At 26.9% G+C, this 14763-nt stretch carries 13 protein-coding genes and 1 CRISPR repeat array (1 of these 14 running past the window's edge); all 13 genes read right to left on the bottom strand.

The features are described 5' to 3' along the window. A CRISPR array of direct repeats spans positions 1–915; the repeat unit is 30 nt; unit sequence ATTTACATTCCAATATGGTTAGATTAAAAC; it begins 2222 nt to the left of the window's first position. Positions 916–1115: 200 nt separating this feature from the next. Continuing rightward, positions 1116–1394, bottom strand: coding sequence for a CRISPR-associated endonuclease Cas2 (cas2, locus tag NG901_RS05850; RefSeq protein WP_165415735.1), 279 nt, complete (start codon positions 1392–1394; stop codon positions 1116–1118). A 12-nt stretch (positions 1395–1406) separates the two neighbouring features. Continuing rightward, on the bottom strand, positions 1407–2399 hold the full coding sequence (gene cas1b / locus NG901_RS05855) for a type I-B CRISPR-associated endonuclease Cas1b (RefSeq protein WP_252212810.1): 993 nt from the start codon (positions 2397–2399) through the stop codon (positions 1407–1409). Between the two features lie 16 nt (positions 2400–2415). Beyond that, a complete protein-coding gene (gene cas4, locus NG901_RS05860) occupies positions 2416–2910 on the bottom strand; it encodes a CRISPR-associated protein Cas4 (RefSeq protein WP_165415737.1) in 495 nt (164 codons plus the stop codon). Positions 2911–2927: 17 nt separating this feature from the next. Beyond that, complete coding sequence (cas3, locus tag NG901_RS05865; RefSeq protein ID WP_252212811.1) at positions 2928–5123, bottom strand: CRISPR-associated helicase Cas3'; 2196 nt, start codon at positions 5121–5123, stop codon at positions 2928–2930. 17 nt (positions 5124–5140) lie between these two features. Then, entirely contained in the window at positions 5141–6220 is a 1080-nt protein-coding gene (gene cas5, locus NG901_RS05870; RefSeq protein ID WP_252212812.1) for a CRISPR-associated protein Cas5, read from the bottom strand. Between the two features lie 3 nt (positions 6221–6223). Next, positions 6224–7111 carry a type I-B CRISPR-associated protein Cas7/Cst2/DevR gene (gene cas7i, locus NG901_RS05875; protein WP_252212813.1) on the bottom strand — a complete coding sequence of 296 codons (888 nt, stop codon included), beginning with the start codon at positions 7109–7111 and terminating at the stop codon, positions 6224–6226. Continuing rightward, positions 7101–8438, bottom strand: a complete 1338-nt coding sequence (cas8a1, locus tag NG901_RS05880) for a type I CRISPR-associated protein Cas8a1/Csx8 (RefSeq protein WP_252212814.1) — start codon at positions 8436–8438, stop codon at positions 7101–7103. Before cas8a1 ends, cas7i begins: the two co-directional genes overlap by 11 nt. A gap of 8 nt (positions 8439–8446) precedes the next feature. Then, positions 8447–9172, bottom strand: coding sequence for a CRISPR-associated endoribonuclease Cas6 (cas6, locus tag NG901_RS05885; RefSeq protein WP_252212815.1), 726 nt, complete (start codon positions 9170–9172; stop codon positions 8447–8449). Between the two features lie 479 nt (positions 9173–9651). Continuing rightward, positions 9652–10257, bottom strand: a complete 606-nt coding sequence (locus tag NG901_RS05890) for an NUDIX hydrolase (protein WP_252212816.1) — start codon at positions 10255–10257, stop codon at positions 9652–9654. 86 nt (positions 10258–10343) lie between these two features. Continuing rightward, positions 10344–10580 carry a hypothetical protein gene (locus NG901_RS05895; protein ID WP_252212817.1) on the bottom strand — a complete coding sequence of 79 codons (237 nt, stop codon included), beginning with the start codon at positions 10578–10580 and terminating at the stop codon, positions 10344–10346. 161 nt (positions 10581–10741) lie between these two features. Continuing rightward, positions 10742–11641: a phosphogluconate dehydrogenase (NAD(+)-dependent, decarboxylating) gene (gnd, locus tag NG901_RS05900; RefSeq protein ID WP_252212818.1), complete on the bottom strand. Its 900-nt coding sequence runs from the start codon at positions 11639–11641 to the stop codon at positions 10742–10744. 51 nt (positions 11642–11692) lie between these two features. Next, on the bottom strand, positions 11693–13009 hold the full coding sequence (gene gntT, locus NG901_RS05905; protein WP_252212819.1) for a gluconate transporter: 1317 nt from the start codon (positions 13007–13009) through the stop codon (positions 11693–11695). A gap of 24 nt (positions 13010–13033) precedes the next feature. After that, positions 13034–14557, bottom strand: coding sequence for a gluconokinase (gntK, locus tag NG901_RS05910; protein ID WP_252212820.1), 1524 nt, complete (start codon positions 14555–14557; stop codon positions 13034–13036). Positions 14558–14763: the final 206 nt, after the last annotated feature.

Raw genomic sequence — 14763 nt, forward strand, 5'->3', positions numbered from 1 at the left:
TCAGAAAGATAACATTAATTTTCCCAAATTTACATTCCAATATGGTTAGATTAAAACCATCAAAATAGTATTTAATTCCTGTATTGATTGTTGTATTTACATTCCAATATGGTTAGATTAAAACCTAATATTGCTTGGACCATATGAGTATTAAATAATATATTTACATTCCAATATGGTTAGATTAAAACTGCTACCTAAAACTATTCTTCCTTATTTTCTTTTTGATTTACATTCCAATATGGTTAGATTAAAACATCAAATTTTGGATTAATTAATGCTAACAATGTTGAATTTACATTCCAATATGGTTAGATTAAAACGCCTTCTTTTATTATTTTTAAATATTTATCTAATGATTTACATTCCAATATGGTTAGATTAAAACGAATATAGATAAAAATATTAAATGTTGTCCTTATTGATTTACATTCCAATATGGTTAGATTAAAACCAATGCAGCAGCTAATTTACTCGCAGTTATAAGTTGATTTACATTCCAATATGGTTAGATTAAAACGCTTTGGCTACATCTCACCCTTGTTTTTATTTCAAGATTTACATTCCAATATGGTTAGATTAAAACTCTAGCAACTTCAATATTTCTGTTATCATCTACGTTATTTACATTCCAATATGGTTAGATTAAAACCCAGCATCAACAAAAGCTTTTTTTAAGTTATCTAAATTTACATTCCAATATGGTTAGATTAAAACATATATGGATAAAAAAGTTTTAGAAGTATCTCAAATATTTACATTCCAATATGGTTAGATTAAAACATCTTCTTTTTCTTCTACACTAACTTCTTTATTTTTATTTACATTCCAATATGGTTAGATTAAAACATTCAAAGACAATATTGATATTATAGATTTTCTAAAATTTACATTCCAATATGGTTAGATTAAAACACGTATCTATACTAAACAAGTAATTTCAACGGTCTTAGCATAAAAATTGTCAATGTACATAAATTAATTATATTTAACTTTATAATTAACATACATTTCATAAAATAACCTTCTAAGCACTACTAACATCAATACATTGTCGTCCCCCCATAAATTTAGCATTATCTGATATCGACAATAAAATATATTATTAAATAACTTTAAAAGAAATTGGATGTTGCATCATCCTTTTTACCCCAAAATTCTTTATCAAGCCATTTTTGACTCCTACTTTTAAATATTATCACAGAATCAATATCTTTTCTAATAAAATTATTCAACTCTGCTTTCAGTTGTGCAATTTGCCCATTACTTAGCTCTCCCTCAAAAACAGAATTTTGTATATGAGTTAAATATTTCTTGCATATTTTAAAAACACGCCCTAATATTCTTTGTCCATTTTCATCACCGCTTATATCATATACTAAAACCACATACATTTAATATATCACCTACCACCACATTTTAAATCCTTCGTATTCTTTTTCACCTATAATATGCTTTATCAATTTATAGCACTCAAGCCTTATTAAACGCTTATATGTTACATCTTTTCCTAACTCCTTATGATGAATTGTAGTTTTTAACATTTCATCAAATTTAATAGATATACTTCTAGATGCCTCTTTAGTTAAATGTAAACAGTTCAGTTCCCTAGTAAAGCTACTTTCAGTTATCTGATTCTTATTTAACATTGAAAAAATCAATCTATCTCCTAAAATAGGTTTAAATATTTCTGCCAAATCTAAGCTTAAGGAAAATCTTCTTACTCCTGGTTCATGCAAATAACTTATTGTAGGATTAAGTTGTGTTCTATAAATCTCACATAAAACCCTTGTATACACTAAACCATTAACAAAAGATATCATTGTATTTATCATATTATCTGGAGGATTTTTAATCCTTTTCTCAAAATCTATCTTTTGATTAACGATAATATTCCAAGTTGAATAATACTGTTTTCTAATATTGCCTTCAATACCCATTAACTCATTAATACTTTTGGTTTCTGATATCTTCCTTTTAAGAGAATTAATTTCTATCATAGCTTTTTCAACATCTTTACCTCTACCATTATAATACCTTAAATTTCTATAGATATTTGCTGCTGCTGATTCTATAAACTTCTTCGCTATATATAAACGTTTTTCACTATCTTCATAACACCTAACTTGCTTTACCAATAAATCTCCTGCCAATAAAGTTTCTTTAGGATAAAAACTTCCTGTATAAAAGCTATAATAATTAAAAAAATGAATGGGTATTTTATATTTAGATGCATAATTAATAAATTTTGTATTAAATGTCATCTCACTCATAACATATATATCTTCAATTTGTTCAATAGGTATATCCCTATATTCATTGTCACTATTTATAAATCTTAATGTATTATCCTTCCTTTTAATTTCACCATTATTATAAATATAGAAACTACGCTTCATCTCCATTCACTCCTTTTTAAATATAGCAGAGTTCAAAATATGCACAACTCTTGCAAATTTTCTTCTTATCTAATACTGGTGGAATTGTCATACTTACAATTTGTTTTAAATCTATTATTAATTCATCAATATTTTTTTCATCATCTTCTGTTAATTCTATATCAATGCTTTGCTTTAATAATGGATAATCAACCTTACCTTTAATACCCTCAACACCTTTTTGCTTTAAATAATACAAATAATATTTTATTTGCATTATACCTGCTTCTTCTATTTTTCTACTTTTTTTTATCTCATGTAATATCCCTTTATTTTTAATGTAATCAATACTAATTACATCATCAATATTAATATGCTTTTCCTCTCTTGCATAAGTAGTCTCATCAATAACCTTTCCTATTTGAACATTCTCATTTTCTACTTCCATCTGAATCTCATGGTAGAAATACCATAGTTTTCTTTTACACACAATATAATAATAAATCATAGTTCCACTAATTGGCTTGTACATAAAATCTCCCCCACATATTATAGAAAATTATCAAAGCTTTCCTCTAACCCTTTAACTTCTTGAGCTGTTAATCTTATAAAACCAAGTTCATTATAATTACAATCAATAATATCAATAAATTCATATTTACTTAATTGAAGTGATTTAAATTTTAACTTTTTCCCCTTTACCTCTATATCATATCTACCTACAGGAACAGTATATTTCTTAACCTCTTCCTTTAATTTTATCTTTTCTGAAGTCTGTATTTTATTATCTAATAAAAGTTCGCAATTTTCATCTATTTCTCTTTGATACTCTTCATAAATATTTCTAGGAATTACATCATAAGAAACTATATCTCTTAATTTCACATCTCTTTTATCTAGTTCATATGGTTCTAAATCTCTTACCCATCTTTCAAACTTTTTATATTTGTAAAAATAATCACTACCTTTTAAATTTTCAGTAGTTAAGTACTTATTTATAATATTTATCTTATCTTTTTCTGTTAATATACCATCAACGTACATTAATGCTTCTCTAGATAAACAATGTATTTTACTATCAATAAAACCCTTATCCCCATTTGTTAAAAGATTACTATCTATTTTTAAAAATACAAAACAATTATACTCATCTATAGTTTTACTTCCTTTTCTATTACATCTTCCAAGTCTTTGAAATAAGCCATTTATATCAGATAATTCTGTAAATAAATAATCAAAATCTATATCTAAACTAGCCTCTACAATTTGTGTGGATATCCATATTCCACTACCTTGCTTTTCAGTTCTACCAAACTCTAATATAGCAGCCTCCTTTTCAGCTCTATCACACTTGATAAACTTACTATGGAGTAGATTAAGTTCTTCTACACCTTTTTCTAATAACTCCTGATATATCTGTTGTGCTTTTTTTACAGTATTACAAACAACAAGTATCTTATTACTTATTCCTTTTTCATTATTTTCTTGGTACTTTTTGTATATTAAATTACAATCAATTTCACTATCATAAACTTTTATATTATGTCTCTTACTATCATTAATAAATGTAGCTTCTTCAAATTCTATTAGATCTTCACCATCTTTTAAAAAATCTTTTATAAATGGTGCTAATGTTGCTGTTAAAATTGCAACCTTACCACCAAATTTATTTATGACTTTAATTCCATAAATTAAATATGCTAATAAATCACTACTATACATTTGAATTTCATCAATAACTATCTTTGAATATGATAAGGTTGCGATTTTCAGTTCATACCCTGGACATTTAAATACAAAATCAAATAACTGATCTAATGTAGAAATATTAATAGGTATAGATAATTGCTTGCCATGCTTATAATACTCCATAATATCCATTTCACAATTTTTATGATTATTATAATAAGTTAAGGCATCTGAGTGTAATAAAGCTAATCTAGATTCAATTTCCTTTTCTTCTAAAATATCATCTTTAACTCTTTTATAAATTGAATTTATAGCTGTTTTAAGAGGCAATATGAAAAATCCCTTATTATTCCCTATCCAATGTAATCCAGCCTCTGTTTTTCCCATACCTGTTTGAGCAACAACTATAATATTTTTATCAGTATTTTTTATACAAAATTCTTGGAGCTCATTCCAATTCGCCTTTGGGTTCTTCTTTTTCCAATTATTTAATAAATTATTAAGCCCACTTACTAAAAAATCATTTATATATTCAATTACCATTTCTCCACTTGCGCTATAATCACATTTATTAAGAAGTCCTTTAATTAAAATTGCATCTCTATCTTTTGATATATTTTTTATCTTAGTAGGTAAACTAATCTTAATTGAGTAAATCTCAAAATCACTTAATAACTTTTTTGCTAATTGTTTACGTTCCTGATTTGATATTTCTATTAAGTTATCACAATAATTGTGATGATATAATACTGCAAATACAACCTTATAGTAGTCTTCTTTGTTCTCAAACTCACCTTGATTTATAAAATAAAGAGACAGCACATTATGAGCCATCTCAGTATTTTCATTGAAGGTGCTATTGTTTTGTATTCTTTTTTGAAACTCTCTATTAGCTTTTCCATAATCATGATACTCACAAGCAACTTTTGTAAGCTTATATACATAGTTATCCTTTATATAATTGAAATTCTGTAAAGTCTCAAGATTTGCTAATAGTTCATCTGTATGCTGCCTTATTGTTTTGTTTGGTTTTGCTTTATATATTGATAAATCCACAATACTCCCCCTAAATTCTAATTAAAATTAACTATATATGATTTATCCTCACCAATATCAAAATAAAGATTATTATCACCTTCATCTGCACTATATGCTGAAGCATAAACAACTTTTTTCTTTTCAAAAACACGTTTACTATTCTCTATTTTATAATTTTTATTCAAATAATATTTTGTTCCATTTGCGTTTATTTTTTCGCCTACATTTAAATATACCTTCTCATTCTTTATCAAATCACAATCTATATATGAAGAGTATTCGCTAGTAATTCCCTCTTCAAATTCATCTTTAACATCTACAAAACAAACATCCTTAATATCTACAAAATCTTCACTTCTACCTATTGATTTTAAATTATATATATTTTCTTTAATGTCTATAAGAGTATCTTTATCACTCTTTATATGAAGTACTAGCTCTATATTATTTAAAACTTCATAGTACTTTAAAGATGTTGTTATACTAGCAAACCTAGAATATGGTATCTCATATTGCTCAACTTTGTACTCTTTAAACCTGGTATTAATAGTTTTTTCTAGTTGCTTTATTTCTTGTTCTCTTTTAACTATTCCTTTTAATTTTTCAGAATTACCTTTAAACTTCTTTTTTTTATCTACCAATGTTTTTTTACGTTTTTTTACAATGGCTAAAACCTTATCTAATCTATCCTTTTTAAACTTTGCAATTTCATCTGATAATTTTTTTAAATCCCTGTATTCTTTTAATAATTCTTCATTATAAACTTGTATTGTAATACCATTTCTAAAACTGTTTCCCTTAGATTTTATTGCTTTTCCAACTTTATCAAAGGCTGTTGATAGTAATGATCCATTTTTCATTTTAACTAAAATCCCTCTATCATCCATAATGGAATTCAAAAAGCAATAATCTGTATAAGGTTCTTTATGCATGGATTCATATTTACCCTGAATACTAATATCCATAGGATGATATGATTTGTATTCACAAGCATTGTGTATTGCTCCTATTACAGTTGAAAATGGTGGAAGTGGGTAGGTCATTTTATTTATAACAGTTTCTTCTTTTTTATAATTTGCACTACTTTGAGTTAATCTAATTCTTAGAACTTCCATATCTTATACCCCATAATATGTGTTAACTTTTTCTCTTAACTCCTCAAAGAATTTTGTAACACTAGTTGGTTGTAATTCATTTTTTATTTCCTCTTCATTTTTAAAGTTTCCACCCTCTAATAATGCTACAGAACATCCATTTGCTATTCTATCTTTTAAATCCTCAGTAATTAAGACTTTATCTTCTTTAACCTTTACAACATTTTCAAAATAATGAGTTTTTCTATTTGTTAGTCCACCTACAATAAATAATGGCTCTGCATTATCTAGATTACCTTTAACAACTAGATTAAGATTCTCTACAGCATCTAACATCGATATAACTCTATCTGCCTTTTCTTTTGCATCTGCCTCTGGCGTTTCAAAGTTTTCATCTTTTCCTATCATTTCAAGATCTATAGTTAAGCTATACATTTTTAATGTTTTATCATACTCATATTGATATGGCATAAGCCCGCATTTACCAGCATCTGCTTGTAGATTAATATTATTATTTTTTGCAAAGTTTCCTGCAAGGTATAAATTATTATGGAACCTTGTTTCATTTACAAAGTCATCACAAGCAATTGCATCTGTCAAATAAAATGAACTTTTTCTTATATAAGTATTTTCCATAGTGTTCATATATCCACCTTCTAAAGCTCTGCAATTACATGCATTTAATTCCTTAGAAACTACCTTTTGATTTACCTTTTTATCTACAACTGTTTTTAAATCTTCATACATTCCACTTTGAACCATTATTGCATTTTTAAGACTTTCCCTACTCCTTGTTGCATAGCTTTTCCCGTTTTTAAAAACCTTTTGTACGCTTGATATATTTCCTAACCCCTCACCATAGTTTGATGTCATATTTGCTACTACTGTTAATGTTAATGCTTTATTTTTCATCTTTTTTTCCTCCATCCCCTTTGTTTAAGGCATTGATAAATGTATATGCTATATTTTTATTTTCTTCAAAATCTGCAAATAAATCATAAGCAAAATCAAATATTACTCCCGAATATGATGATAGCTGTAATAATACTTCGCAGAACCTTTCATAATCTTTAAATGTTATTGAACTAATTAATTTTTGTTTATAACTATTAACTTTATTTTCTGGTATTTCTGCCATTACCCTTTTAGCACTTGCATAGGCTGATTTCATTTGCTTATCCATTTTTTCCCCTCCATAAATTAATGTATTTATTTCTATAAGTGTTTTTACAGTATATGAGTAATTAGATTGCGATTTTAATAGCATTTCTATTAAAGAGTCTAGCTTTATGTTATTTAGTATCTTATCTGTTACTTCTTTTTCAAAATTTATATAGTAATTATCATTAACTTTATATTTTATTTGAATTCCACTATAGTTTTTTATTTGCTTCAAAACATCTATAGCACTCTTTCTTATATATAATGTTTCAAAATAATCATTTGATATATCCTTAATAATTACTTCAACATCAAAATCAATAAACTTTGCTGAATCCTTTAACTCAGAAAATAATGTAGTTCTTGGATTTTCACTATCTATAATCAAATCATTTGTATTAAGTAATTGTTTTATAGAATAATTGTTATTTATAAAAAAACCTTCATATGACTTTGAAAATGCAAATGGAATAAAATCAAATTCCTTTTCTTCCTCAAATTTATACGTTTTAAAATCCCAGTTATATGAAATGCTCTTACCCTTTTTAGGTATATCTATATTGTAGTTTTGAATCCTACAGATATTGCTTGCATCATCTAATAAACTATTTGTATTGGCAAACTTTGCATATAAGCTTTTCCCTCCTCTATATGTTTCTTTTATTATTTCAAGTCTATTTTCATTAATTTTTTCTTGAATAGTTTCCTTATTATCAACTGATAATTTAATATTTTTAAAAAATTTCTGCATTACTTTATTAGCTTTTAATTTACTATTTATTATTTTTATTTGTTCTTCCGTAACTTCACTTATATTAAGTAAATCTTCAACTGTTTTATGATGCATATACTCTTTGAAATACTCCTCAACAAATAACAAATATCTTTCATCTGTAATTTGATTACTATCATATTCAATAACATCATCATATATCTTGTATAGATTTTCTTCTTCCTCTAATCCCTTATCACTAAGAAAATTAAAGTATTTTATAAGACCAACTATACTTGCACTATATCGCCAATCCGATGTCTCTATCCTTGTATTAAATTTTTCATCATTAATAATACTTTTCATAATACCCCCTAACTAAGTATATCAAGCATTCCAAAACCACCTGACTTACGACTTCCTAAGCCATTTTTATATAAATAATTTAATAATGCTATGTTTCCTGTTAATATAAATTTCCCCACAGTAACCTCAATAAATTGCTTATGGTGTCTGACAACTGTCTTTTTACACTGTATTGGTCTTATTGAAAATCCATTTAAAATAGAAGAAGTAAACAAATTGGAATTTTCTACTTGAGCTCTTAATGTCTTAATAAACACATCTTTAAAACCTTCCTTTTCATAAGAATAATATATATCCTTATTGCTCTCCTTCACATGATTTCTTACACATAATGGTGATTTAAATATTATTTGAATTTCTTCTTTTGTTATCACAGCTTCTTTTTCAATAAAAATATTTTTTATAATCATAGTATTATCATTTGCTAATGGATACACTTTATTTTTTTGCATAGACAGAGCATTAAAAAATACTATCCCTGTTGCAATATCTCCAGTACTAAATAATATATTTATTTTTTTATTTGGTACTAATATTATTTCTTTAGAGAATTTACTATTTGGAATTGCAACTGAAAATGTAAATTGTTTTTCTCGTCCCACTTCATAGTAAGTATCAAAATGTCTTCCTTCATCATATTCAGTTAGACTATGTTTAAATAGACTTATTATTACCGGACGATAATCTAATGGTAAATATTGATTTTTTAAATCAAATTCTATTTTAAATCTCATTTCAAACTCCTTTATATCATTTTATGTTCTTTTATTAACATCTATATTTGACTCTTATCTCACTTGTATTGTTATATATTCTCTTTTTTAATACATTTTTCCTCCATGTTAATGTATTAAAATAATAAATTTGACAGATATTAAAAAACTATAGAAATACCATGAATTATTAAAATTAAAACTTAATCCCATATTCATATAAAATTCAATTAGTTTAAATAAATTACTCTAGGCGACTTTAAACATACTCATCATACCTTTAAAATACAGTATTCTAGAAATTATACTCAAATTTAAGCTTTTTATAATCCCCTAAAGAATAAAAAATCCACAATATTAAACGCCCCCTTTCTACTTGACAGGGGTAGTTCAATATTGTGGATTTCATAATATAGGAAGTATTCTAACCTCCATACTAATATTATTTTGTAAAAATCTATATAATAAATACTATGTAACCTTACATTACTTTAATGTCCTTATATAAACATTTTTTCTCCTAATTCTGCAAAACTTTGTAGAATTAAAAAACACTTCACATCTATATTATTTTTACTTTTTATAATCTCTTTTGCCTCTTCTTGAGATACAAGCATTGTTTCTATATCTTCATCTTCTTCTAGATACTCTTTTGAAAAGTCACCATCACATGTGCAATAAACAAATGCTAATGCTTCATCAGTCATTCCTGGTGATATATATAGCTTATTATTTCCTTTTTCAGTTATATTTAAAAGTCTTAATCCTGTTTCTTCTTTTAATTCTCTTTTAACAGTACTTTTTATATCTTCATTGTTATCTACAAGACCTGCTACAAGTTCATAAACATAATTATTTATTGGCACTCTATATTGCTTTATTATAACTAACTTTTTTTCTTCTCTATGAAAAGCTGCTATAACTACCCCATCTATCTTGTCTTCTGTGCCATTAAAATAACGATTTTTTAATGTTTCTTCGCTTTTTCTAGATGCAACAATCCAGTCCTTTATATTTCCTAATTTATTTTGATACTGAATTTTATACATATTTAAAAATTTTGATGATGACATCTTTTCTAAATCTACTATTTTGCTTTTCTTCATTTTATCTACCTCATATAATTCTTTTTTCATAAAAATTTAAACTTTTAATAATATAATTATACTACTATATTTATATAAATATAATACTAGTCCCATTCTATTACTAATATCTTTAACTCATCTTCTTTAAGAGATATTTTATATCCATCTTCCATTAGCCATGTAGCTATTTCTTTTACCATCTTATTTTTCATTTCATCATTTTCATTTATAGCAAATACTGCTGACACCTTGTTTATTCCTGCTTGCTTTCCTTGATCTATTTTCTCTAATATTATTTTTTTATTTTCTAAAAACTTTTTATCGTAATATTCTAAATCCATATCATTCTCTCCTAATTAAATTTATACCTATATAATTTTATGATGATATTTTGTAAATATTACTAATCTAAAAAATATAACAGTAATAATTTTTCTTAATTAAAAAAGAGATTCCACATAATTATTAAAAAAATCATTATGTGAAACCTCTTAATATATTTTTATTTATTCTTTTTTACTTCATGTCCACCAAATTCATTTCTTAAGGCTGCAACAACCTTACCTGTAAATGTATCTTCTTCAAGTGAACGATATCTCATCATTAATGATAATGCAATCACAGGTGCAGGTACTTGTAAATCTAATGCAGTTTCTACTGTCCACTTTCCCTCTCCTGAAGAATTCATTATTCCCTTTATACTACTTAGGTCTTTATCTTTACTAAAAGCTGATTGTGCTAATTCCATAAGCCATCCTCTTATTACTGAACCATTATTCCATAATTTAGCTACCTTTTCATAATCTACATCAAATTCACTTTTAGAAAGAATTTCAAATCCTTCTGCTATTGATTGCATCATTCCATATTCTATTCCATTGTGAACCATTTTAGTAAAATGTCCACTTCCAGGTTTTCCAACATGTAAATATCCATCTTGAATAGATAAGTCTTTAAATAACTCTTCGCAATATTTAAACACATCTTCTTCTGCTCCAATCATTGTACATGCACCATTAAGAGCACCACTAGTTCCTCCACTAGTTCCACAATCAATAAAGTCAATTCCCTTTTCTTTTAAAAACTTATATCTTCTTAGGGTATCTTTATAGTTTGAATTACCTCCATCAATTATTATATCATTAGGATTTATATATTTTATTATTTCTTCTATTGTACTATCAACTGCTTTTCCTGATGGAATCATTAACCATATGATTTTTCTTTCTGGAAGCTGTTTAACTAAATCTTCAATACTATTAACACCTTTTGCTCCCTCTTTTGAAATATTATTAACACTTTCATCACTTAAGTCATATGCCACTACTGAATGATTATGGTTTAGCAAATTTAATGCTATATTAAATCCCATCTTTCCAAGTCCAATTATTCCTACGTTCATAACTATCGCTCCTCTTATATTTAATTTACTATATTTTTTAATAATAACATTTTAAATAATAACATTTAAAATTAAAACTCCTACAAGTCCACATACTGAAATTATTGTCTCCATTACAGACCAAGACTTTAATGTTTCAGTAATTGATAAATTGAAATATTCTTTAAATATCCAAAATCCAGGGTCATTAACATGAGAAAATATTAAACTACCTGCTCCTGTTGCAATTACCATTAACTCTGGACTAACTCCAGTTGCACTTATAAGTGGTGCTACTATTCCAGCTGCTGTCATAGCTGCCACTGTAGCTGATCCTAATGCAACTCTTAGTATTGCGGCGATTAACCAAGCTAGTAAAAGTGGTGATATACTACTACCTTGCATTATACTTGCAATATATTTATCCACTCCACTATCAACAAGAACTTGCTTTAAAGCACCACCACCGCCAATGATTAATATTATCATTGCTACTGTATTAATTGATTCACTTACGGTTTGCATAACCTCTGGCATTTTTTTGCCTCTGTTTAATCCAAAAGTGAATATAGCTACAATAACTGAAATTAATAATGCAATTACTGGATCTCCAAAAAATCCTGTTATTTTAACTATTTGTGAATCACCAGAAAGAGTCATTTTACTTATAGCTTGTACTGCCATTAAAATAACTGGAATTAATGCTGTAAATACACTTATTCCAAAACTTGGCATTTCCTTCTCTGTAAATATCTTTGGATTATATAATCCTTTAGGGATAGGATGCTCCATTCCTTTTAAAAACTTTGTAAATACTGGTCCAGAAAGTATTACTGTTGGAATTCCAAGTATTGCACCATACAATAAAGTTTTACCTATATCAGCATTATAAACTCCTGCTATAGCTGTTGGTCCTGGATGCGGTGGTAAAAATCCATGAGTTACTGATAGTGCTGCAGCCATAGGTACACCTATATATAAAAGTGGTATTTCAGCTTCAGCTGCTATTGTAAATACAAGTGGTATAAGTAAAACAAAACCTATCTCATAAAATAATGCAAATCCTACAACAAACCCTGTAATAACTACTGCCCATTGTATTTTTTCTTTACCAAATTTCTTTATTAATGTTATAGCTATTCTTTGTGCTCCTCCACTATCAGCCATAAGTTTACCTAGCATAGCTCCAAATCCAATTATAAGAGCTAAACTTCCTAAAGTTCCTCCAACACCTGATTTTATAGAGCTTACTACATTAACTATTGGCATTCCTTCCATTATACCAACTGTAAGTGAAACTAAAATTAGTGATATAAAACCATTTAATTTAAATCCAATCATCAATAATAGTAATAATGCAACTCCTATAGCAACTATTAATAATGGCATATAAATCCCTCCATTTCAAAACTTTTAATCTTGTAAATTATTTATTTCTAGAAATTCATCTTTTAACTTCTCATATAATTTTCTGTAAATTTTGAAATTTTCTATGTAAACTTTATGATTTTCTATATTAGGTTCAAATACTTTTGATGTCGGAATCAAACTTTCGATTTGCTCAATATTCTTAATCATATTTAAAGCTTTCATAGCAATTATAGCTGCACCTAAGCAAGAACTCTCATAACTTTCTGCAATAACAACTTTTTTATTAAATATATCAGCTAATATTTGTACCCATAACTCTGATCTTACAAATCCACCAGTTGCATATATTGTATTTATCGGTCCAGTTGTTTCTTCTAGAGCTTTTCCAACATCATATATTCCATACATTACTCCTTCAAGCACTGCTCTTAAAAAATGTTCTCTTTTGTGCTTAATATTAACACCAAAAAATACTCCCTTGGAATTTGCATCCCAATGTGGTGCTCTTTCTCCTAGCAAATATGGTAAAAATATAAGTCCTTCTGCTCCTGCTTTAACTTTTGAAGCTTCTAAATTTAAAATATCATATGGATCTATATTTAATGATTTTGCAGCCTCAGTTTCTACTGATGAAAAATTATCCCTAAACCATCTATAAATTATTCCTCCATTATTCACTGCACCACCTAAAACATAATGTTCCTCTGTTAAAATATAACTAAATATTCTTCTAGATATATCATTTTTAGGCTTCTTAGATATTACTCTTATCGCTCCACTGGTACCTATAGTTACAGCAGCATCTCCATTCTTTATTGCATTAGCACCTAGATTGGCAAGGCATCCATCACTTCCTCCAACTATAAAATTAGTTTCTGTTGGTATTTTCATATAGTCTGCATAAATATCACTTAATCCATTAACTACATGAGTTGTTTGTACAGGTTTTGAAAATTTTTCTTCTGAAACTCCTATATATTCTAATGCTTTTTTATTCCACTTAAGATCATAAATATCAAATATACCTGTTGCTGAAGCTATAGAATAATCCACTATATATTGGTTGAATAATTTATAGAATATATATTCTTTAATTGATATAAATTTTTCTGCATTATTGAATACATCTTTAGCATTATCTCTTAACCAACATAATTTACATAGTGGTGACATTGGATGTATTGGTGTACCTGTTCTCATGTAAATTTCTTGTCCTATGTCACTATTTTTTAATTCGTCAGAATACTTATTACTTCTTGTATCAGCCCATATTATGCAGTTAGTTAAAGCATTTCCTGCCTTATCTATTGCTATTACGCTATGCATAGCACTACTAAATGATATTCCTAACAATTTATTATTTTTGATATCGTTTTCTTGAACTACATGCTTAATCCCATTTAACACTGCTCTGAAAATTTCTTCCGGATTTTGCTCACTCCAAGATGGATATGGATTATATAAAGGATATTCTATATTACATTTTGTTAAAACATTCCCCTCCATATCAAATGCTATTGATTTAGTACTAGTTGTGCCAATATCAACTCCTATTAAGTACTTCATACCTCTTCCCCTCTTCTCAAATTATAATACATTTTAAGAAATTTTTTTTCGTATATTTGTTTTTTTCTTATTTTTTCGTTATTTATAAAGAAAATTTTCTTTAATGAAATTATAGCACCTATTATCTAGTAATACAATAAAAAATATAGATTTTTTGAAATTTTTTTTTATTTTGACATATTCGTATCTAAAAATTTATTTTTGCG

Origin of the sequence: Clostridium sp. CMCC3677, from assembly GCF_023845585.1 — a bacterium.
In the GTDB taxonomy this organism is placed as follows: Bacteria; Bacillota; Clostridia; order Clostridiales; family Clostridiaceae; genus Clostridium; species Clostridium aquiflavi.